This window comes from Rheinheimera metallidurans (genome assembly GCF_036983985.1).
Lineage (GTDB): Bacteria > Pseudomonadota > Gammaproteobacteria > Enterobacterales > Alteromonadaceae > Alishewanella > Alishewanella metallidurans.
Window position 1 is genome coordinate 1 of the sequence record NZ_JALAHQ010000003.1, and the last position, 23,336, is coordinate 23,336.

Below are 23,336 nucleotides of genomic sequence, written 5' to 3' on the forward strand. Positions count from 1 at the left end.
AAGTGAAACGCAGCTGCGACGATGGTAGTGTGGCATTCGCCATGCGAGAGTAGTTCACCGCCAGGCTCCCAATTCAAAAAAGCCCGTCTCGTAAGAGCCGGGCTTTTTTACTATTTCTCCGCCTAGCTTGCTAAGATTATTGCATCGAGTTTGCGGAGTATTGGTTGCCTGAAAGCAGCGCAAGATCAGCCGCGGTAATTCTCTCACGGTAAAACAAGCCTTTTAAGCCTTGCAAACCACCGGTATGAAAAAAGCTCAGCCTACTTCCTGCTGCAATAGCGCCGGAACTAATTAGTGAAAATACCCCAGCCAGTGCTTTGCCAGTATAAACCGGTTCAACATAAAGCTGATGCCGCGCTAGATCACGACAAAACTGCAATAACGTCTCGTCAAACTGTCCGTACCCTTTACCGGTGAAGGCCATATTAATTTGCCAATTTTTGTTGGTACTGTCGGTTGTTAATAGCTGCTTGACGCGTGTTGGTAACGACTGATCCTTTACGACAGCAATACCTAATATATTGCTGGCATGCCGCTCAATAAGTCCGGCTAAGGTGCCGCCACTGGCCGTTGCTGTAGTAATTAAGTTAGCTTTACCATCTGGCGTATTAAGTAAGTCAAGCTCTGTTACGCCTCGCACGCCAGCCTCAGATGAACCACCTTCTGGTACGATTAATAGCGTTGGGTGTTGGCTCTGTAATTGACTAATAAATGCGGGTTCTGAGCGGCGTCTGTAGGTTGTTCTATCTAATGCATGTAGTTGCATGCCCATACGCAAGCAAAACGCTAAAGTGGGGTTTGCTGTATCTAACGTGTCTGTTCTAACGTAGGCCACGCTTTGTAAGCCAAGCCAATTGCAGCTGGCGGCAACCGCCGCAAGATGATTAGAAAACGCGCCACCAAAGGTGAGTATGCCGGATTTGTTTTCAGCGACAACCTGTTGTAGGTGATACTTCAGCTTAAGGCATTTATTACCCGAGACTTCAGGCAAAGAAGTATCAAGATGGCTAATCCAAAGCTGAATATGCTTTTGTTGTAACAACGGATGCTGCAATAGCTGCCAACGTTGTTTCGTCGCAATAAGCTGGTTTTGGCACGAAAGCGGCATTATTTAGAGGTTTTTTTCAGTAAAGGTTCATATTTTGTCATTATACTATGTCAATTTTTTAATACTGGTAGAAAAATTCAACCAGAACTTGGTTTAATTGAATAAAAATGTAAGATAAAGCTATTCACATGGCGGTGACTTACTTAGAATAACCTCCAGCTTTTTTATCTTCACTGTTATGCTACGACAAAACGGTGCTGAGTAGTGTCTGTTTACTCAGGTTTATAAGGATCCGGTTCTTTCATGTTTAATAAATTGCGTGGCCTATTTTCAAATGACTTGTCCATTGACCTTGGTACAGCTAACACTCTTATTTATGTTAAAGATCAAGGTATAGTGCTAGATGAGCCGTCCGTAGTTGCTATACGGCAGGAGCGGGCAGGTGGACCGAAAAGTGTTGCTGCAGTAGGTCATGCTGCAAAGCGCATGCTGGGTCGTACGCCGGGTAACATTAAAGCGATTCGCCCGATGAAGGATGGTGTTATAGCTGACTTCTACGTAACAGAAAAAATGTTACAGCATTTTATTCGCCAAGCACACAGCAATAGTTTTTTTCGGCCAAGCCCTCGCGTTTTAGTGTGTGTACCTTGCGGTTCTACGCAAGTAGAGCGTCGAGCCATTAGAGAATCAGCGCAAGGCGCTGGTGCACGAGAAGTGTATTTAATTGATGAACCAATGGCTGCGGCTATTGGTGCTGGCTTACCGGTGTCTGAAGCGACCGGCTCTATGGTAGTCGATATTGGTGGTGGTACCACTGAAGTCGCTATTATCTCTTTAAATGGCGTAGTTTACTCATCATCAGTGCGTATAGGTGGCGATAAGTTTGATGACTCTATCGTTAATTATATTCGTCGTAACTATGGCATTTTAATTGGTGAAGCCACGGCAGAGCGGATTAAAACCGAAATTGGTTCTGCTTATCCTAGTGACGATGTACTAGAGATAGAAGTTCGCGGCCGCAACTTAGCTGAAGGTGTCCCGCGTAGCTTTATTATGACGAGCAACGAGATTTTAGAAGCACTGCAAGAGCCCTTAGCCGGCATTGTTAGTGCGGTTATGGTTGCGTTAGAGCAGTCTCCGCCAGAATTAGCATCAGACATTTCAGAGCGCGGTATGGTATTAACCGGTGGCGGTGCATTATTGCGAGATTTAGACCGCTTATTAATGGAAGAAACTGGGATCCCAGTTGTTGTAGCCGATGATCCGCTAACCTGTGTTGCCCGAGGTGGTGGTAAAGCATTAGAGATGATTGATATGCATGGCGGTGATGTGTTTAGTTATGACTAACTGAACTTATAGATGTATTTGAACCTGTATGAACCAGATTTATAGCAGGCGCTCTTCATTACCACTACGGTTATTTTTAGCTGTGGTGTGTAGTGCTGGATTAATGTTTTTAGACCGCTACACCGATAGTTCAACGCAATTACGTAGTTACCTTTCTACTGCTGCTACCCCATTTTTTTACGTTGCCAGCTTACCGCAAACCTTATTCTCTGGCGCTTCTGAGCAGTTTATGTCGCAGCAAGAGATGTTAGAACAAAATGCCCGTTTAAAAGAGACTCTGCTCAAGCAAAATGGTCAGCTACAATTGTTGCGTTTTTTGCAGCAAGAAAATGAAAAGCTACGTGCATTGCTTAGCTCTACTGCCGTTGTTGAAGATAAGCTGCTAGTTGCTGATGTGCTTGCGGTTTACAGCCATCCCTTTAGCCATCAGGTAATGTTAAATAAAGGCAGTAATGATGGCGTAACAGAATTTCAACCCATAATTGATGAGCAAGGTGTGGTTGGTCAAATTGTTAGTGTTGGGCCAACAAGTAGCCGAGCACTTCTAATATCAGACAACACTCATGCTTTATCAGTGCGTACCGAGCGTACGGGTGTGCGAGCCGTTGTTGAGGGACTAGGACAGTGGGATGTATTGCGGGTGATGTATCTACCGCACAGCACCGATATTCGCGAAGGTGATCGCTTATTGACATCTGGTTTAGATGGGCGTTTTCCTGAGGGTTATCCTGTGGCTCGTGTAACCATGATTAGCCAAGATGCAAACCAACCCTTTATGGTGGTTTATGCCGAACCTTTCGCTAGATTAGACCGAATTCGTCACGTTCTACTGCTGTCTGGCCGCACTGTGGCTCCGCTAGCACCTATGATACCAGAAGCACAGGAGCAGCCTTAATGCGTAAACCACAGGGCCTAGGCTTTATTTACTTGTCATTACTGGTTGCGTTGCTATTAACTGTAATGCCCATGCCACAAGCAGTTAAACTGGCGCGACCTGATTGGGCATTGTTGGTTTTAATGTATTGGACCATGGCATTGCCGCAGCGTGTCGGTGTTATTACGGCATTTTTTACCGGCGTTATTGTCGACGTGTTGGTAGGTACAGTGCTTGGTGTTAATGCGCTGGCATTTTCTGTAGTTATGTTTGTTTTGGCACAGCATCACCTAAAAATGCGTAATTTTGGTGTGCTACAGCAGTCATTAGTGCTGGGTATCTTACTCGCTTTTTACCAACTACAATTGTTTTGGTTAAGCCATTTTCTTACCGGCGTAAACTTTAGGCCGCAATATTTGTGGCCAGCGCTTACGGGCATGCTAGTTTGGCCTTGGCTATTTTGGTTATTACGCCGCTATCGGCGACAATTGAAGATCCAATGACTTACCCAACCATCGCTTTAGCTTCTTCTTCTCCGCGGCGCCGTGAACTGCTGACACAATTAGGTGTCAACTATGAACTGGTTAAAGCCGATATCGATGAAACCCCGTTTAATAATGAATCTGCAGTGCATTATGTGCAGCGGCTGGCCTTAGCTAAGGCTCGCGCTGGCTTAGCGCGATTAAGTGTCGAGCTACCTGTGCTAGGTGCTGATACCATTGTTGTCGTTGATGGCAATATCCTAGGTAAACCAGCAAGCTTTGCTGAGTTTAAACTGAGTATGCAGTTGTTGTCTGGGCGCAGCCATCAGGTAATGACCGCAGTGGCACTAGTAAGTCATACTCGGCAGCTACAACAGCTGGTTTGTACCGATGTGTACTTTCGCGTGCTTAGCGAAACAGAAATTAGCCATTATTGGCATAGCGGTGAGCCACAAGATAAAGCAGGTGGTTATGGCATTCAAGGCCTGGCAGCAAAGTTTATCCAGCGTATTAACGGCAGTTATACCGGTGTCGTCGGCCTGCCTCTGTGTGAAACTGAACAAATGCTACGACAGTGGCAGGAGCTAGAATGAGTGCAGAGTTACTGCTAAACGTCACCCCAAGCGAGACTCGGGTTGCACTAATTGAAAATGGCGTACTGCAAGAGCTGCATATCGAGCGCCAAGCAAGGCTAGGTTTAGTTGGTAATATTTATATTGGTAAAGTAAGTCGCGTTTTACCGGGAATGCAAGCCGCATTTGTGGATATTGGTTTAGATAAAGCCGCGTTTTTACATGCTTCCGACATTGTGCAGCACGACAGTCTAAGCGAACTGGACGGCCGGCCACAAGCGAGCAAAGACATTCGCGTGTTGGTGCACGAAGGCCAGTTTTTGTTGGTGCAAGTGGTTAAAGACCCGCTGGGCACCAAAGGCGCTAGGCTGACGACAGATATTACCCTCCCTTCGCGTTATTTAGTGTTTATGCCGGGTTCGCCGCATGTTGGTGTGTCGCAGCGTTTAGAAACCGAAGCTGAGCGGCAACGGCTAAAAGATATTGTTAGTCAGTATTTAGATGACAGTGGTGGTTTTATTGTTCGTACCGCCGCAGAGGGCGCCAAGGAAGAAGAGTTAGCACAAGATGCAAAGTTTCTCAAAAAACTCTGGGCTAAGGTTATTAAGCGCAAGCAAAAAACGCGTAAAGAAAGTGTTGTTTATGAAGATCTTACTTTAGCTTACCGTATTCTTCGTGATTTTGTCGGCACTGAATTAGAGCGAGTGCGGGTTGATTCTAAAATAACCTATCAGCAACTTACCGCGTTTTGTGAAGAGTTTATTCCGCATATGACACCCTTGCTCGAATATTATCCTGGTGAGCGGCCGATCTTCGACATGTTTGATGTGGAAAATGAAATACAGCGCGCATTAGAACGTAAAGTACCGTTAAAAAGCGGTGGTTATTTGATTATTGATCAAACCGAAGCCATGACCACCATTGACGTAAATACCGGTGCCTTTGTTGGCCATCGTAATTTAGAAGAAACCATATTTAATACTAATACCGAAGCGACCCAGGCTATTGCCCGCCAGCTTAGGCTGCGTAATTTAGGTGGTATTATTATTATCGACTTTATTGATATGCAAAGCAGTGAGCATAAACGACGGGTATCTCATAGCTTAGAGTTAGCGCTGTCGCGTGATCGGGCGAAAACCAATATTCATGGTTTTTCAGCGTTAGGCTTAGTGGAAATGACGCGAAAACGAACCCGCGAAAGCTTAGAACATATTCTGTGCTCTGAATGCCCTGTTTGCGAAGGGCGTGGTAGTTTAAAAACAGTAGAAACGGTGTGCTTTGAAGTGCTGCGAGAAATAGTCCGCGTAAATAGAGCCTATGCGGCCGATAAGTTTATGGTTTATGTGTCGCCAGCAGTAAAAGATGCCCTAACTAATGATGAGTTTCACAGCCTAGCTGAGCTTCAAGTATTTATTGGCAAGCAAATTAATATTCAAACAGAACCGCTTTATACTCAGGAACAATTTGATGTGGTGATGATGTAGTGCAAAAGGTAAAACAGTTTTGTTTTTACTGTTTACACAAACTCTGGCTGACACTGGCCGTGTTGCTGGTGCTTTTGGCTGTGTTTATTTCGCTATTACGTTATAGCCTGCCGTATGCCGATAATTACAAGCAGCATATTGAACAGTTAATTCAAAGCCGTTATGGCGCTGCTGTGCAAATTAACGAGCTTAGCGCCGGTTGGCAAAAGTTTGGCCCCGCACTGTTACTCAACAACGTTAAGTTATACAACGACCAGCAACAGTTGCAGCTTAGTATTGCTGAAACTCGCGTGCAAATCGATTTTTGGCGTAGCATACTAAATCGGCAACTCACGGCTAAGCATTTCGAACTGGTTGGCCTGAAATATCATATTGATGCAAATAGCTTGCTTGCCGGTGAATCGGCAGCCGCCTTAGATACCGCTCCGGTATTAGCTGCATTAGAAACGTTGTTTTTTCAGCAGCTGGCCTACTTTTCGGTGCTAGATAGCCAGTTAATACTACAAAGTGAAAACGAGCTCGACGTTGTTGTTAATATTAAACAGCTTGATTGGGCCAATAGTAGTAACCGCCATCAGGGCTATGGTGAATTATCTTTAGCTGGTGTTACTGTTAATACGTTATCGTTTATTTTAGATCTGAACGGTAACACGCTAGACTCAGCGTCTGGCCAGCTGTATTTAGAGGGTGATAAGTTAGACGTATTACCTTGGCTGGCAACTATTTTGCCGCCTAGCCAAAAATTACAACAAGCGAGCATTAATTTTAAGGCTTGGGGCAGTATTGATAAAGGCTTATTACAACGTATCCAAGTAGAGCTAGCCGATAACAGTGTAAGTTGGCAGCGAAATGCCGAGAGCCATTTATTGCGTTTAGGCCAAGGCCAGCTGTTATGGCAGCCCACCGCAAGCGGCTGGTCATTATACTCTGGCGCGCTAACCATGGCTGCAGAGCAGCAACAGTGGCAAGACCTACAACTGCAGTTACATCATGCCGATGGTGTCTGGCAAGGCGGACTAAATAACTTTCGTCTTGAGGCCGTTACACCGCTGGCAAATTTATTAGCAGATGATATTGAGCTACTGCAAAAGCTAGTACTGCATCAGCCAAGTGGCCATCTAAAGCAATTGCTTTGGCGCATTAGTGATAAAAAATGGCAACTTGCTGGGCAGTTTGATGCGCTACATTTAGCACCTAGCAATGATATTCCCGGTGTTAATGATATTTCCGGACAGTTTTGGCTTAGTAATGCTGTATCTAAGTTAGTCGTGCAGGCTGAGCATGGCGAGTTAAGTTGGGACGGTTTATTTACTCAGCCCACCGCCTACGACAGCCTTGCTGCTACCGTATATTTGCAGCCTATAGCCGATACTTGGCAAGTATTAATACCGCAGTTCAGTTTAAGCAACCCTGATTTACAGCTAGATGCGAGTATCAAGTTTGAACACCGACTAGAAATTCTTGCCCGTGTACAGCAAGTTAATGCCGCAAATGCCAGCTTATATTTTCCGCAGCGTTATATGCCAGAATCAGTGCGTGACTATTTAACCCCAGCTATTAGACAAGGGTTAGTAACAAATGCCACCTTGCTGTGGCATGGTGTGCCAAATGAGTTTCCGTATCATGAGCAGCAAGGTGTATTTCAGGTGTTGGCTGAAGTAGAGCAAGCTGAGTTCGCTTTCGCCCCTGATTGGCCAGAACTTACCCAGCTAAGTGCGACACTATGGTTTGAAAATGCGGCTATGTCGATTCAATCTAATGCCGGAGAGTTAGCTGGGTTAGCGCTAGAGCAAAGTGTAATGGCAAGCATTCCTGATCTGTTTCATGCTGATACTATCGATATTTATATTCAGCAACAGTTGCCGGCGGAAGACGTAACTGCATTAATACAGCAATCGCCATTGCAGCCTAATTTAGGTGCAACACTGCACTATCTTGGCGCAGTTGGTATGGTGCAAGGTGACGTTAAGCTAGCCATTGGCCTACATCAGCCTTCGGTTTTAGCCACTGGCGATGTCAGCTTTTCTGATATAAGCCTGACATTGCAAGCTCCAGATATGTATTTGTCTAACATTGCCGGTAAATTATCCTTTGAAAATGAGCGCATTTTTGCTGACAACTTAACATTAAGCTGGCGCGGCTTGCCATTAACGGCAGCATTGCAGGGTAAAGATAGCGATGCGGGTTATCAGCTAGCGCTGCAAATGCAAGGTAAGCAGGGTGCAAAGCCGTTGTTAGATGCCGTATACCCACCGGCAGCTGTGTTAGTTGATGGTAATACGCAGTGGCGGTTACAGTTGGCGCTGAGTTTGCCAGAGCAAGGCTTTAGCTATAGCGCTAAACTGCAATCAACACTGCAAGATACGGCGTTATTGCTACCAGCGCCTTACAACAAGCCCGCCGAGCAAGCTACTGAGCTAACAATAACTGCTGATGGCGATGCCACACGCTCATTATTAGCGGCACACTTTAATCAGCAATTACATTTTCATGCCGAATTGCAACATGACAACCAGCAGTTTAGCCGTGTGCATCTTATCGCTGCTGAGCATGACAGTGGTTTAAACAATGCTGGTTTTTTGGTTAGTGTGGACTTAGCCAAATTAGAATTTCTGCCTTGGCTTGAGTTGTTACAGCAGCAATTATCTGCCAGTGCACCGTCTGGGCAGCCGTTATTTCCAGAATTATTGCGTGTAGCAGGTAGGGTGCGTCAGCTTGATGTTGCTCCCGGCGTGGCGTTAAATAACACCGTATTTGAGCTAAACCAGTTGCCAGAGCATTGGCAGTTACAGCTAAATGGCACCGAAATAGCGAGCCAGTGGTTGTTTAGTAAAAACTGGCAGCAACAAGGTATTAGCGCGCAACTAGATTATTTGCATTTACCTATGCCACCGCAAGAAGCTACCGATACCGAGCTGGTTGCGCAGTTGGCACAAACTGCACAGCGCTGGTTATTAGAGCTGCCACCATTAACGCTTAGTTGTGCTGACTGCTCTATCGGTAATTATCAGTTTGGTCAGGTGCAAGCTAAAGCCCAGAGCACAAATAATCAGTGGCAGCTTACTGAGCTAACTGCTCGTTATAAACGTAACCAACTTAGTGCTAACGGCTATTGGCAAGACGATGGCTTACTGGGGAAAACTGAGTTTAGCGGTAAATTAAAATCTAATAATTTAGGTGCGTTACTAAATGAATATCAGATTACCTCGGCTATTTCAGGTAGTGCGGCAAATATTGATTTCAGCTTAGGCTGGGCTGGCGCCCCTACGCAATTCGAGCTGGGTAAACTTGCGGGTAATATCAGTTATAAACTGGCGGATGGTTCGTTAACCGAGGTTAGCGATCAGGGTGCTCGGTTGTTTTCGTTGTTTAGCTTAGACTCTTTACTGCGCAAATTGCGCTTAGACTTTCGTGATGTATTTTCTAAAGGCTTTTTTTATAACAGCATGAGCGGTAATTTGGCGCTGTCAGACGGCGTAGTGCAAACCAGTAATGCCGCTATTGACGGTGTACCCGGTAGTATACAAATTCAGGGTTATGCCGATTTAGTCAGTGAAAAAATAGATTACCAAATGGCGTTTTCGCCTAAAGTTACTTCAAGTTTACCCGTAATTATTGCTTGGATGGTAAACCCGGCAACCGGTTTAGCCGCGCTGGCGCTAGATGAAGTATTTCAAAGTGCCGAGGTTATCTCAAAAATCAATTTTACTGTTACCGGTACTTTTAGCCAGCCGGTAGTTACAGAGGTTAACCGCCACAGCAAAGAAGTGCCTGTGCCAGTGCGAGTAGCGCAACCGGATACCGTTATCGAACAACCCTCAGAGCAAAACTTAACACCAAAGCGGAACCCAGCACATGGCTAATTGGCGTTTGTCAGCGATTCAACTAACTAGTACACCGGAACCTGCGCAAAATTTTGCCCAGGTAGTTAACTATTTGCAGCAGCTGTGTGCCACCCATGCTGATGGTTTGCCGCATCTGGTAGCATTACCGGAATGCTTTGCCATTTTTGGTGGCCGCGATGGTTTGCAGCTAGAGCAGCAAGAGGTATTAGGGCAGGGCGTGATACAACAAGCCTGTGCCGCGTTAGCTAAGCGGTTTGGCGTGTATTTGCTGGCAGGATCTTTGCCTACCACTAGTCCAGAACCACAGCGCTTTAGCGCGAGCAGCCTATTATTTGCTCCTGATGGCAGCCTAATAGCTGATTATCAGAAAATGCATTTGTTTGATGTACAAGTGGCCGATAATACCGGTAGTTACTTGGAATCGGCCACTACTTACCCTGGGCAAAAAATTACTCTAGCCACGGTTGCCGAACTAAAGCTTGGCTTATCGGTGTGTTATGATGTGCGCTTTCCAGGTTTAATGCAGGCGCTTGGCGCACGTGGTATGAATGTGTTAACCGTACCTGCCGCCTTTACTAAGGTAACCGGCACTGCGCATTGGCATACCTTATTAAAAGCGCGGGCGATAGAAAACCAATGCTTTGTGCTGGCGCCTAATCAAACTGGTGTACATGCTAATGGCCGCGAAACTTATGGCCATAGCCTAATTGTTAGCCCGTGGGGCGAGGTGCTGGCTGATGCCGGTACCGAAGCCGGCTGGGTTTCAACCGTAATAGATTTAACCGATTGTGTACGGCTTAAGCAAAAAATGCCCGTGGCACACCATAACCGATTTAACAGTGAGCTCAAACCATGACTGCACCCGAGCAGAACCTGATCACCGCTTCAGAACTAACGGCTGATGATCTACAGCAAACGCTAGGCTATTTATTTGACCATCAGCTCGATTTTGCTGATTTGTATTTTCAATCCAGCGTGCATGAATCCTGGGTATTAGAAGATGGCTTAGTAAAAGACGGCTCGTTTAATATTGAGCGCGGCGTAGGTGTGCGAGCTATTAGTGGTGAAAAAACCGGTTTTGCTTATGCCGATACCATTAGTGCTGCAGCCTTAAAGCAAGCAGCTACCGCCGCGCGCGGCATTGCAATACAAGGCCAGCAGGGCAGTGTTAAAGCGTTTAGCAAAAGCGGTAATAGCAATATTTACCTGCCGTGTGAGCCGTTACAAAGCGTAACTAACACCGAAAAGGTAGCGTTACTGCACCAAATTGAAGCCTATATTCGCACCCTCGATAGCCGCGCCGAACAGGTAATGGTGAGCTTATCTGGCGTATACGAAGAAATATTAGTTGCAGCCAGTGATGGTACTTATGCTAGTGATATACGGCCATTAGTACGCTTAAACTGTTCAGTATTATTGCAGCAGGGCGACAGACGCGAGCGCGGCAGTGCAGGCGGTGGCGGTCGTACTACCTATCTCTATTTTACTGACTTAGTTAATAATGAACCGCGTTGGCAAAATTATGCCCGCGAAGCGGTGCGCCAAGCGCAAGTTAACCTAACTGCTATTGATGCGCCAGCTGGCGCAATGCCAGTTGTATTAGGCAGTGGTTGGCCAGGCGTATTACTGCATGAGGCAGTAGGGCACGGTTTAGAGGGCGACTTTAACCGCAAGGGTTCATCTACCTTCTCTGGCCGTATTGGTCAACAGGTGGCGTCTAAACTATGCACTATTGTTGATGATGGCACCTTAGCACATCGACGTGGCTCACTAAACGTAGATGATGAAGGCGTGCCAAGTCAGTACAATGTGTTAATAGAAAACGGTATTCTTAAAGGTTATATTCAAGACAAACACAATGCTATGCTGATGGGTGTTGCACCAACCGGTAACGGTCGTCGCGAGTCATTTGCGCATTTGCCGATGCCACGTATGACAAATACCTATATGTTAGCTGGCCAGCATGATCCACAAGAAATTATCGCCAGTGTAAAAAAAGGTATTTACGCGCCAAACTTTGGTGGTGGTCAAGTAGATATCACTTCCGGCAAGTTCGTGTTTTCAGCCTCTGAGGCCTACCTTATCGAAAACGGTAAAATTACTGCGCCAATTAAAGGCGCTACGTTAATTGGTAGTGGCCCAGAAGCGATGCAGCAGGTATCTATGGTTGGTAATGATCTAGCACTTGATGCCGGTGTTGGTGTGTGTGGCAAGCAAGGCCAAAGCGTACCGGTAGGCGTAGGCCAGCCAACTTTAAAGCTAGACATGCTAACGGTTGGTGGTACTCAGCATTAAATTTATAACTGGCTAGATTTAACCGCCTAGCCGGTAAAAACAACCCAGCAGGAAATTTAAACAATGGCAGCATTTGGCACGGTATTTACCCCGGAGATGATAATCTCTCGCTTTAATAGTAATGGTTGGAGTACGCCAGAGGTAGTGGCAAGCAACAGTATTAATTTGCACCCTGGTGCGCATGTGCTGCATTACGCCAGCACCTGTTTTGAAGGCTTAAAAGCCTTTAAACATGCAGATGGTTCAATTTATATCTTCCGTATGGAGCAAAACGTAGCGCGTTTGCAGCAAAGCAGTGCGTTATTAACCTTGCCTAAAGTTGATACTGCCATGCTGCGCCAAATGATTTTAGATATTGTAAAACGTTATGCTGTCGATGTACCAACGCCGCCGGGTTCTATGTACATTCGCCCTACACATATCGGTACGGAAGCCTCTATTGGTAAAGCTGCGGCGCCAAGCTTAGAGTCTATGTTATATGTGCTGTTATCACCGGTTGGCGACTACTTTGCTGGCGGCAGTAAAGCACTACGTTTATTGTTAGAAGACAACGCCCGCTGCGCTTCACACATGGGTATGGTAAAAAGTGGTGGTAACTACGCCAGTGCCTTGCAACCGATTATTAAAGCGCGGGCTACGGTAAATGCCGATCAGGTATTGTTTTGCCCCAATGGCGATGTGCAAGAAACCGGTGCGGCAAACTTTTTACTGTTCGATGGCAACGAAATTATTACCAAAGCGTTAGATAGCTCATTTTTGCACGGCATAACCCGTGACTCTATTTTAACGCTAGCCCGAGACCGTGGTATGAAGGTATCAGAGCGCGAGCTTACAGTAGACGAATTATTAGAACGGGTGCAAAAGCCGGGTACGGAAGCGGCACTGTCAGGTACGGCTGCGGTATTAACGCCAGTAGGCACGCTAATTCATAATGGTAAAGATTATGCAGTGGGCTCAGGCACTAGCGATACTACTAACGCACTGCGTCAAGCACTGAATGATATTCAATGGGGTAGCGCTGAAGATAAACATGGTTGGTTAACCAAGGTTTGTTAGTTAGCATCTAGCTTATAATCGCGTTGTCCACACCAACACGTGGTAAAAGGTTGGTTTAGGACAACGCTATTTAACTACTCTTTATATCTAACTCGTGTTTAGCTGCGTTTAACTTTTAAGAATTAACGGTTTAATTAACTGAAACAGCTCGCGGTAGGCTTTTGGCGGCAGTTGTTTTTCTTGTTCTTTTTTCGCATTACGAATTAGTTGGCGCAACTGCTGGGTATCGACCGTTGGGTGATCGGCAATAAACGCGGTAACTACGTCGTTATCTTCTAGCATTTTATCGCGCAACAGCTCTATTTTATGAAACTGCCGCGTCGCCGCTTGGTTAGTATTACGCAGTAGCGCTAAGCCTTGCTCTAATTCTTTTAAATCACGATCACGCATTAGGCGGCCAATAAACTGAATATGGCGGCGCAGCGCTTCGTGTTTTTTACTTAATTTATCGGCCAGTAACAGCGCGGCCACTAACTCTTCATCTAGCGGTAGTTTGGCGCGGGCGGCTGGGCTTAATGCCACTAGCTCTTCGCCTAACTCTTGCAGGGCGTGCATTTCGCGTTTTATCTGCGACTTACTCTTGCCTTCTTCTTCGTCCCAAGTGTCGCCGTTTATAAAATTAGTCATTGTGTTGGTTCGCATTAGCCATAATGTTGCTAAGTATACATGATAGTAGCGCACAGCAGCAGCCAGCTTTCGCAGACTATGATAAACTTGTGGCAAATAATTTGGCTGAACTAACATTATGCACGTAACACAACCGACTATTTGGCAAGAAATTGACGAAGTAAAACAAGCTGTAGCTGAAGTTCTGGCCCATGCTAAACAGCTAGGTGCAACTAGCGCAGAAGCATCAATGAGCCGTACCAAAGGCCTAAGCGTAGAAACCCGCCACGGCGAGGTAGAAACGGTAGAGTTTAATCAAGACGGCGGTTTAGGCATTAGCCTGTATTTTGGCCAGCGCAAAGGCTCGGCATCTACTGCCGACTTAAGCCCGCAAGCACTACGTCGCACCGTTGAAGCCGCGGCCGATATTGCCCGTTATACTTCGGAAGACCCACACACCGGTTTAGCCGAAGCGGGCTGGTTAGAAATGTCGCCACCTAATTTAGACCTATACTACCCTGATACCATCGGCACTGATGAAGCCATAGCGTTATGTGCCAGCTCTGAAGAAGCCGCATTTGCAACCGATAAGCGTATTACCAACTCAGAAGGTGCGTCGTTTTCATCGCATACTGGTTTAAAGGTTTACGGCAATAGCCATGGTCAGTTGGTAGGGCATCCTAGCTCACGCCACAGTTTTAGTTGCGTAGTTATTGGTGAAGACGGCGACGATATGCAGCGCGATTACAGCTTTACCGTCGCGCGTCAGTACAGCAAATTGCTGGATCCAAAACAGATTGGCCGTGAAGCGGCATTAGAAACTATCGCGCGATTAAATGCGCGGCAAATTCCGACACAAAAAGTACCAGTAATATTTCGCGCCGATATTGCTAGCAGCTTGTTTGGCCATTTAGTGTCGGCTATAAGTGGTGGCAGCATTTACCGTAAGTCGAGTTTTTTATTGGATAAAGTAGGCCAGCCAGTTATGGCGCCAACGGTGACTATTTTAGAGCAGCCACATATAAAACAAGGCTTAGCATCTAGCCCGTTTGATGGCGAAGGTGTCAAAACCCGCGATCTTATAGTAATAGAACAGGGTGTATTAAATACTTACCTAACTACTAGCTATTCGGCGCGTAAGCTGGGTATGGCTAGCACTGGGCACGCCGGTGGTATTCATAACTGGCTAATTCAGCACGGCGATGCTGACTTGGCGGCATTGTGTCGTCAAATGGGCAAAGGCTTGTTAGTAACCGAGTTAATGGGCCAAGGTGTCAATACCGTTACTGGCGATTATTCGCGCGGCGCCGCTGGCTTTTGGGTTGAGCATGGCGAAATTCAGTTCCCAGTAGCTGAAGTAACCATTGCCGGTAATTTAAAAGATATGTTTATGCAAATTGCCGCGATAGGTAATGATGTAGACCGCCGCGGTGGCGTGTTAACTGGGTCGATACTGATTAGCCAAATGCAGGTAGCCGGTAGTTAATATTCATTGCTAGAAATAAAAAAGCCCCGCAGTTAGTTGCGGGGCTTTTTGTTGGTGGTGCTTGTTATTACTTAAGTGACTTGCTGTGGGTTTGCTCACACCAACACGCCGTAAATACATCCCTGTAGGCTCGTTTATAAACTTCATCCATGAAGTTTATCCTGCGGACCAGCGGAGCTGTTCAAATTCGTTCCTGACGAATTTGTCAGACATCCATGTCTTCAACGGTCGGTTTAGAGCAAGCACACAGCCAGCGTGGTTCGGATTAATCGACTTTAGTTTTTAAACCACGACGAATTAACAGCGCGTCAGTCGTTGGTTCTTGGCCACGAAAGGCTTTATACGACTCCATCGGCAAGCGTGAATTGCCCACAGCTAAAATATTTTTCCGATGATTTTGGCCATTCTCTAACTTTAAACCGCCTTGTTGTTGCACATAAGCAAAGGCGTCGGCGGCTAAAATTTCGCTCCACATATAGGCATAATAACCGGCAGAGTAACCGCCACCCATAGAATGCGAAAAGAAGGTGGATTTATAGCGTGGCGGCACCGCAGCTAGTGTTATACCGTGCTTTTTAAGTGCAGCAGCTTCAAAGGCATTAACGTCTTGTAGTGGCTCATCCGCGCTTAATGAGTGCCATTCCATATCCAGTAGCGCCGCTGACAAGTATTCTAAGGTATCAAAACCTTGATTAAAGCTACGTGATTTGATCACTTTCGCCAGTAGTTCAGCAGGAATAGGTTCACCGGTTTGATAGTGCTTAGCGTAGTTAGCAATAACCTCAGGGTGAGCGGCCCAATCTTCTTGGAAGGTTGACGGAAACTCAACAAAGTCGCGAGATACCGATGTGCCCGCTAGCGTAGGGTAATTTACGTTAGAAAACATGCCATGCAAGCCGTGGCCTAGCTCATGGAACATGGTGGTAACGTTGTCATAACTAACTAAGGTTGGCTCGCCATCTGGGGCTTTAGGAATATTCATTACGTTAACCACCACTGGCTTTTGACCAAGTAGTTTTGACTGGCCAACAAAGCTGCTCATCCAAGCGCCGCCGCGTTTACCGTCACGCGCAAAGTAGTCGGCATAAAAAATGGCTAAGCTTGAGCCGTCAGTATCAAATAATTCATAGGCTTTTACATCTGGATGATAGGTCGGTAAATCGGGTCGTGGTTTAAAGGTAACGCCATATAAGCGATTAAAGGTGTAAAATACCCCGTCTTTTAACACCCGCTCAAACTCAAAGTATGGCTTAACTTCGTTTTCATCTAAGTCATATCTGGCTTTGCGCACTAGCTCGCTATAAAACTCCCAATCCCAAGGTTCAAGCTCAAAGTCTGCACCAGTTTGTTTCATCATTGCGCTAATAGCGGCCGCTTCTGTATTGGTATTTGCCACAACCGCTGGCACCATGGCACCTAACATATCAAACACCGCTTGGGGTGTTTTTGCCATTTGCGACTCTAAGCCATAGCTAGCCCAGCTGTCATAGCCTAACAACCGCGCGCGCTCTGCCCGTAATTGCGCTAAACGAGCTACGATAGGGCGGTTATCGGTAGAGCCGGTTTGGTTACGGTTTGCTGACGCTTGCCATATTTTTTTTCGCAACTCACGGTTAGTTAACTGGCTTAATATTGGCTGGCGCGTAGTGTTAGTAAGGCCTAGCAAATATTTACCTTCGTGGTCTGCTTCGGTTGCGGCTAAGGCGGCGGCAGTAATTTGTGATGCTGACAAGCCATCGAGTTCCGCTTTATTATCTACTACTACGGCAATGTTTTTTGTTTCAGCCAGCAAGTTTTGCGCAAACTGGTTGGTTAGCGTTGAATGCTCTTCGTTTAGGGCGCGAATGGCGGTTTTTTGCTCATCGGTTAGCTGGGCACCCGCGCGAACAAAGCGCTCATAATACACTTCAATTAAACGCACCGACTCAGCGTCAAGCTTTAGCTCATTGCGCTGGTTATATACGCTTTTAATGCGGGCAAACAATTGTGGGTTAAGGTTAATGTTGTCAGAATGCGCCGCCATTTTTGGTGCTAGTTCAGATTGTATTTCACGGCGTTGCGGGTTTGAATTAGAGCCAACCAAGTTGTAAAAAATGCGCGAGACACGGGTAAGCAGCTCACCACTTTTCTCCAGCGCAACGAAAGTGTTTTCAAAGGTAGCTGGCGCAGGGTTGTTCGCAATCGCCATTACTTCGGTAATTTGCTGCTTAATACCTTCTTCAAAAGCCGGTAAAAACTGGCTGTCTTTAATTTCGGCGAAATTCGGCGCTTCGTATTGCAATGTGCTTACACTCATTAGCGGGTTGGTTTGAGCCAGTTCGACCATTGTTGTTACCTCGGTTTCGCTTTGCGGCGCAGTGTTCTTCGTAACCGCCGTATCGTCTGAACAGGCTGATAACGCCAGCGCTGCGGCAACTGAAGTGGCAATAAAAGAGTTTCGCATTAGTATTTTCCTACAAAGTAAATTAACAAAAGGGTTTATAGCTGTAACGCTGCAATATAGGGTAAATCGAAATAGAAGCAGCTACCATGTTGTGGTGCTGGTTTATAACCCATATTACCCTGCATCTGGCTAATTAAGCTGTAGCTAATGGCCAAACCTAGCCCTGTGCCGGCATAGGCGCGGCTATCTGAGCTATCTGCTTGGTTAAAGCGGCTAAATAATAACGGCACAAAGTGCTCTGCTACACCGTTACCTTGATCTTGCACCTGCAGCCTAATGTTATCTGCAACTACGCTAATGCTTATAGAGACGCTGGTTTTTGCTGGTGAAAACTTTATCGCATTACTCAATAAGTGCTGCACCACGTGCTGTAAATGTGCGGCATCGGCATTTACGTTAATCTGTTGTAGTTGTTCTGGGCATTCCAGCATTAGCGGCGTATCAGGATGCAGTAGCTGCGTTTGCTCAACACATTGCTGCACTAACGGTAATAATGCAACGGGCACAAGTTCGACATTGAGTGTACCGCTTGTTATCTTTTCTACATTCAGTAAATCGTTTACTAACTCAGTAAGCTGATGGCAGTTGGCTTGCGCCAGTTGTAACATACGCTGTTGCGATGGGTTAAGCGCGCCTAACGCACCTGACACCGACAAACCCAGTACGCCGTTTATTGATGTCAGAGGGGTGCGCAGTTCGTGGCTAATGGTAGAAATAAACTGCTGTTTTAATTGTTCAGTTTTGTGGCGCTCGGATAAATCTCTAAGTACCAATAGCTGTTTTTGTTGTTGCTGTAGCGTGATCTGGCTGCGCAGCACCATTATTGGAAATAAACTGTTATCGCGTCGCCGGCCTTGAGTTTCAAACTCAGTTTTAGCGCTAGACGTGGCACTATATAACTCATCTAAGCGTTCTGGCTGCGCTAAAAGCTCTGACCAATGCATGCCCGGCAGCGTATTCGCCGCATAGCCAAACATCGGATAACACGACATGTTAACTTGCTCTATGCTGCCATCTAACGAGGTAGTAATAATGGCGTCGTTTACGTTATCCATCATGCTGCGTAAATACAGCTTACTTTGCTGTTGTGCCGCGGCACTTAAGCGGAGCTTTTGCCAAGAAATAAGCAGCCAAGCTAACAAAACAATAAGCAGTACTGTGCCAGTATATGCCGCTATGCGAATGTACCATACCCGATCTGGCGGTTTAGCCAATGAACGTACCGCCATTTGCCATAAAGCACCGCGTAAATTAATGCTCAGCAACAGGCTGTCATCATAAAATAAGCGGTTATCGCCATAAAACACCGTACCGCCGTGGCCAAGCTCCGACAAGTTACGAATGGCAACCTGCACATCTTGCTCTGTGGTTTGTTTTTCTAATAAAGCCCACACTGAATTTATATCAACAACCGTACTAATAAGGCCCCAATATTTATCGATGCCCAAGTACACAGGTATGCGGTAAATAAAGGCAATACCGCCCTGAGTTAAATCAACAGGCCCTACTAACCGCGCCTCATGCTGGGCAATAATGCTGGCTATTTCTGGCCACTGCTCGGTTAAATCGGGATAGTACAAACCAATGGCTTGTTCATTACCTAACGTAGGGTAAATAAAACGCAGTGTATTTTGCGGCGCGACACTAATATTGCGAATATGCCTAGCCTGCCGCGCTAAATCCGGCAGTAGCATATTTAATTCTCTATCTGAAATATTGCCGTTATTGGCCTGTATGTGCGCAGTAAGACCCAGCGTAAGATAAAGTGGAATACTAAGTTCAGATTCAATAAGCGCACGTAACTGCCCCGCACTGGTCACCTCGTGCCGAAACTGCAAGCTACGAGCATGCTGCTGCTCATGTTGCACTAAGGTTTCGGTGGCCAATATGGCGCAAAGTAGCAGCACTAATAACAACAGGCATTGCCAAAAAGATAACAGAAATTTATTACTCATTAGCCAATGCGCAGTACCAAAATTAATAATTAGCACCACTCTATCGCTAAGCGGTTGAACTTGTAAATACGTTGCCCAATTCTAACTGCGGAAAAAACGCGCTGATAAGCAATAGACAGGCAGGTTAAGGCTGTCTATAATGCGCAACTTCTGTATAACAGCAGATTACGCACCCGTAGCTCAGCTGGATAGAGTACTGCCCTCCGAAGGCAGGGGTCCCGCGTTCGAATCGCGGCGGGTGCGCCATAAAACATTAAAACCACCTTCAGGGTGGTTTTTGTGTTTTTAGCACTTGCCCGATGAGAGCGCGTTGCTCGACCAAAATGTCGAGAGCGTTGTTGATATGCTCTGCTAGATAATTAATGGCGCATCACGTATACCGACTCAGTTTCTACGCATATAACTTTAATGATACCAAACAACACATTACTAACTGCTAGTGGGCTGCTTTGCGGCCACAGAGAAATTTCACGTTTTATCCGCTTTACGATAGTTACCTTGATAATCAAAAATTCGTTCTTGTACCTGCCAATAACGCTTCTTTTTGCGGGCAATAACGAAATCAGGTACTGGCAATAAGGTTTTTATTGCCAGTACTTGTTCAAGCTGGCTGAATGCTTGTGGTAATTGGCTATTAGCTAAGCGCCGACCAAATAACTTATTAAAGATATTACGCTGTGCCGGTTTACTGAAATCAAACCACTCGCTAAGCTCTTCGCCGTCTTCACCGTGATAGGTAATTTTTAACTTACTTTTATGGTTGCTAAGCGTGTTATCTATCGTAGCTTCGGCATTTAAGCTAATGCCAGCACAGCGAATTACCATAGCGTCTTTTAGTTTTAGTGCATCGCGTAGCTGGTCATCGGGGTCAATAATGGCATTTTTACACTGATGGCAATTACGCGCGGCAATATCATTCTCGCTGCCGCAGTGCGGGCATGCTTTAAAACGAAAGCGATAATCACATTGTTCAGGGCGCGGGTTAGGCGCTGTAAGCTCGTTATCTTCATCAGTTTCTAATAGCCCCTGACAACGGCGGCCATAGTGTTCAATTACTTGGCCGTTACCGTTTGTTTTGCCCCAAAATATATTGGCAAAGCCACAGCCTGGGCATAATACCTGCACCGGCTCAGTGTCGGCGTTTGGTTTTTTTTCACCCACCTCAGGATGATATAAATTAATATTATTCCCCGCATAATCAATAACTAGGCAGTTTTGTTTGCCTTCGCTTAAACGTAAACCACGGCCTACAATTTGCTGATACAAACTCACTGACTGAGTAGGGCGCAAAATAGCAATAAAATCGACATGGGGCGCATCAAACCCCGTTGTAAGTACAGACACATTAACTAAATACTTTAACTGGCGCTGTTTAAAGCGCTGGATCAGCTTATCCCGCTCACGCTGCTCAGTGGCGCCGGTAATTAATGCGGTGTGTTCTGGTGGCAAATAGCCGATGATCTCCTTAGCATGATCTACTGTTGCGGCAAAAATCATCACTGCTTGGCGTTTAACGGCTAGCTCTGTCACTTGCTCAATAATGGCTTGGGTAACACGTTGGTGCTTGCTTAACAGCTGGTTCACGTCCTTGTCAGCGTACTCGCCAAAGCGGTTTTGCGTTAGCGCTGAGAAATCATATTGCGCCACCGCGGCGTCAATTAACTCAGGCTTAGTTAAATAGCCTTTATTAATCATATAAATCAAAGACAGCTCGTTAATGCAGTGCACAAAAGGTTTGTTTTGCTCGTCACTCTGGTTATGGCAGCTGCGCACAAAGCCACGATAATGATAACGGTAGATCCAACCCGTGCCTAAGCGATAAGGTGTGGCGGTAAGCCCCAGCACTTTAAGGCCGACATTTTGCTGGCGCAGTTGTGCAATAATGCGCTGATACTGGCTGGTCTCATCGTCACTGACTCGATGACACTCATCAATAATAACTAAAGAGTATTCATCTTTAAACTGCGCTAAACTTGCCGACACAGACTGCACGCTAGCAAACGTTACCTGATAACGGTGTTCTTTACGGTTTAACCCCGCAGAGAAAATACCCCCCACTAAGCCATAACTTTGGTATTTAGCATGATTCTGCTCAACCAGTTCTTTTACGTGAGCCAGTACCAGAATTTTACGCCGTGCAAGACGGGCCAACTCGGCAATAACTAAACTTTTACCGGCACCGGTCGGCAACACTATTACCGCAGACTCATCTGATTTACGAAAGTGCTTTACCGTGGCATCAACGGCTTCCTGTTGGTAAGGCCGCAGTTTAAAAGGCGCATTCATTTGGCATTACTTAATATGATTAGGCTCAACGCAGCCATATTAACAAATACTGCCGCTATTACTTGCCCGCCAGCAAAAAAACGCCGAACATATCAAAATGCTGTGTTGGCTGATAACTTACCCTGTGCTCTAGCCCCGCGGTAGTCCCCCTCATTTTTAATGGAAGTTAGCGGTAGAATTACGCTTAAATTAGATCACTACTTAAATATTTATTTTTGTAATATCAGTGGCTTGTGAGCGTAAGTGCCTTGTTCTAGCTAAAATGTTATCACTTACTTTATTGAGATATTCAATATCTTTAAGTGTGATAAATGTGTCGTCTTTCATGGCGTTGATTAACTGCTTACTGGTAAGTAAATCAATAACTATATCAGCTAAGTTTATTAATAAACGTGTTAAGAGTTTTTTGTTGATGCCGCAAGTTTCTGCGAAATCAGCTAGTTGATAAGCATTTATATCGTTTGGTTCAAACTCATCGCCCATTGCCATGGCTAATACGTGTTTAAATTGATTAAACATCGCTACATTAACGAGATCGTAGCTTGGGGTAAATTTACTGGTGTTTTTATCAAAAAATATTGATATGTTTTTACCATGGCTATCGTAGTTGTTGATCATTAAGTTGAACAACTGCCAGTTGATAAGTATTTGGGTGCTTTGAGCTGGAGCACTCATCGTTTTACAAAATGCGAATAGACTCTCTAAATTTGCACCGTCTCGTATATGCTTTACGTCACGCCCGTCGCCTAAGTTTCGCTCATATTTATAGTCCCTAGGTAAATTTAATGCTTGGCAGCCATCAATAACATGCCGGCGCATAACTTTATTTGTATTACTTACATATTTACGATCAAATCGGGTGACGAGGAGGGCAGGATGTTTTCCAAACCTGACAAATTTAACGTCTGCCGTAGGTAACTTTGCGGCTGCCGATAGTCTCATACAAAAGTATTCATTTAGAACTAGGTTTGGACAACTTTTTTTTTCAAATTTAATGATATGGGTTGAGCATAATGAGCCATCCCCAAATCCTATGTTATTTTGGTCGTCAATAAACACGTTTAGCTTATCTTGAACCCCTGCAACACTTAGTCGCGGTTTGTCGTCCCAAATAAGTAATCCAAGCTCTTCTTTATGATCTAAGCGCGTTTCTAACTCTTCGGGTTCTAGATGCCTGAATATAGCTTGAGAGTTTGTACTGAGTTGGTTATTTGGAGGTGATAATTTTCTAAATGTTATGGCCCCAGCAAGATCATTCCCTAGCTCTCGTACTTGTGAATAAACATTTTTTTCGGATACGCCTAAGTTTTCAGCTAGCAAGGTTCTTGCTTGGCCTTCGGGTAATGCGTTGTCAAAGTAGTTATATGCTACTTCGGGCAAATGCAAGTTATCTAAAGAGAGACTAGGTGATATTGCAAAGCCATTTTTTTGCCAATACTCATTATATTTTAACTTTAATAAGTTGGTGGTTTTATCTAGAAACAGTGTGCCTATTAATGTATCAGCATAATTAACATCTAAAGAATATGCTGATTCGAGTGTAACTTTAGTATTCAT

Annotated in this window: 16 protein-coding genes and 1 tRNA gene; 11 read left to right on the top strand and 6 right to left on the bottom strand. The window is 45.5% G+C overall.

The window, feature by feature from the left end; all coding sequences use genetic code 11:
- Positions 1-136 precede the first annotated feature (136 nt).
- Positions 137-1,108 (bottom strand): 1-aminocyclopropane-1-carboxylate deaminase/D-cysteine desulfhydrase, encoded by a 972-nt coding sequence (locus MN199_RS09175; RefSeq protein WP_132585926.1) that lies wholly within the window; start codon positions 1,106-1,108, stop codon positions 137-139.
- A 243-nt stretch (positions 1,109-1,351) separates the two neighbouring features.
- On the opposite strand from MN199_RS09175, the gene MN199_RS09180 reads away from it, so the two are divergent.
- The 9 genes from MN199_RS09180 to MN199_RS09220 all read left to right on the top strand — a co-directional run bounded on the left by MN199_RS09180 (position 1,352) and on the right by MN199_RS09220 (position 13,003).
- Positions 1,352-2,395 (top strand): rod shape-determining protein, encoded by a 1,044-nt coding sequence (locus MN199_RS09180; protein ID WP_132585923.1) that lies wholly within the window; start codon positions 1,352-1,354, stop codon positions 2,393-2,395.
- Between the two features lie 28 nt (positions 2,396-2,423).
- Positions 2,424-3,290, top strand: a complete 867-nt coding sequence (gene mreC / locus MN199_RS09185) for a rod shape-determining protein MreC (RefSeq protein WP_132585920.1) — start codon at positions 2,424-2,426, stop codon at positions 3,288-3,290.
- The gene (gene mreD, locus MN199_RS09190) at positions 3,290-3,772 is read left to right on the top strand and encodes a rod shape-determining protein MreD (RefSeq protein WP_132585917.1); all 483 of its coding nucleotides are present in this window, start codon (positions 3,290-3,292) and stop codon (positions 3,770-3,772) included. The genes mreC and mreD overlap by 1 nt, the downstream gene beginning before the upstream one ends.
- Positions 3,688-4,344, top strand: a complete 657-nt coding sequence (locus tag MN199_RS09195; protein WP_335739201.1) for a Maf family protein — start codon at positions 3,688-3,690, stop codon at positions 4,342-4,344. Before mreD ends, MN199_RS09195 begins: the two co-directional genes overlap by 85 nt.
- A complete protein-coding gene (rng, locus tag MN199_RS09200) occupies positions 4,341-5,807 on the top strand; it encodes a ribonuclease G (protein WP_132585911.1) in 1,467 nt (488 codons plus the stop codon). The genes MN199_RS09195 and rng overlap by 4 nt, the downstream gene beginning before the upstream one ends.
- Positions 5,807-9,670 carry a YhdP family protein gene (locus MN199_RS09205; protein ID WP_335739202.1) on the top strand — a complete coding sequence of 1,288 codons (3,864 nt, stop codon included), beginning with the start codon at positions 5,807-5,809 and terminating at the stop codon, positions 9,668-9,670. Before rng ends, MN199_RS09205 begins: the two co-directional genes overlap by 1 nt.
- Positions 9,663-10,508, top strand: a complete 846-nt coding sequence (locus tag MN199_RS09210; RefSeq protein WP_335739203.1) for a carbon-nitrogen hydrolase family protein — start codon at positions 9,663-9,665, stop codon at positions 10,506-10,508. Before MN199_RS09205 ends, MN199_RS09210 begins: the two co-directional genes overlap by 8 nt.
- Positions 10,505-11,947, top strand: coding sequence for a metalloprotease TldD (tldD, locus tag MN199_RS09215; RefSeq protein ID WP_335739204.1), 1,443 nt, complete (start codon positions 10,505-10,507; stop codon positions 11,945-11,947). The genes MN199_RS09210 and tldD overlap by 4 nt, the downstream gene beginning before the upstream one ends.
- 63 nt (positions 11,948-12,010) lie before the next feature.
- Positions 12,011-13,003: a branched-chain amino acid aminotransferase gene (locus tag MN199_RS09220; protein WP_335739205.1), complete on the top strand. Its 993-nt coding sequence runs from the start codon at positions 12,011-12,013 to the stop codon at positions 13,001-13,003.
- 108 nt (positions 13,004-13,111) lie between these two features.
- On the opposite strand, the gene yjgA is transcribed toward MN199_RS09220, so the two are convergent.
- Entirely contained in the window at positions 13,112-13,630 is a 519-nt protein-coding gene (gene yjgA, locus MN199_RS09225; protein WP_335739206.1) for a ribosome biogenesis factor YjgA, read from the bottom strand.
- 118 nt (positions 13,631-13,748) lie between these two features.
- Between yjgA and pmbA the strand changes: the two genes are divergently transcribed.
- A complete protein-coding gene (pmbA, locus tag MN199_RS09230; RefSeq protein ID WP_335739207.1) occupies positions 13,749-15,095 on the top strand; it encodes a metalloprotease PmbA in 1,347 nt (448 codons plus the stop codon).
- Positions 15,096-15,360: 265 nt separating this feature from the next.
- Here pmbA and MN199_RS09235 read toward each other — a convergent pair whose 3' ends face one another.
- Positions 15,361-17,538 carry a M3 family metallopeptidase gene (locus MN199_RS09235; RefSeq protein ID WP_335739208.1) on the bottom strand — a complete coding sequence of 726 codons (2,178 nt, stop codon included), beginning with the start codon at positions 17,536-17,538 and terminating at the stop codon, positions 15,361-15,363.
- A 35-nt stretch (positions 17,539-17,573) separates the two neighbouring features.
- Positions 17,574-19,493 carry an ATP-binding protein gene (locus tag MN199_RS09240; RefSeq protein WP_132585887.1) on the bottom strand — a complete coding sequence of 640 codons (1,920 nt, stop codon included), beginning with the start codon at positions 19,491-19,493 and terminating at the stop codon, positions 17,574-17,576.
- A 169-nt stretch (positions 19,494-19,662) separates the two neighbouring features.
- Between MN199_RS09240 and MN199_RS09245 the strand changes: the two genes are divergently transcribed.
- A tRNA-Arg gene (locus tag MN199_RS09245) sits at positions 19,663-19,739 on the top strand.
- A 222-nt stretch (positions 19,740-19,961) separates the two neighbouring features.
- Here the strand turns inward: MN199_RS09245 and radD are convergent.
- Both radD and MN199_RS09255 read right to left on the bottom strand, forming a co-directional pair.
- Positions 19,962-21,779 carry a DNA repair helicase RadD gene (radD, locus tag MN199_RS09250; RefSeq protein ID WP_335739209.1) on the bottom strand — a complete coding sequence of 606 codons (1,818 nt, stop codon included), beginning with the start codon at positions 21,777-21,779 and terminating at the stop codon, positions 19,962-19,964.
- Positions 21,780-21,980: 201 nt separating this feature from the next.
- Positions 21,981-23,336: a HipA domain-containing protein gene (locus tag MN199_RS09255; RefSeq protein WP_335739210.1), complete on the bottom strand. Its 1,356-nt coding sequence runs from the start codon at positions 23,334-23,336 to the stop codon at positions 21,981-21,983.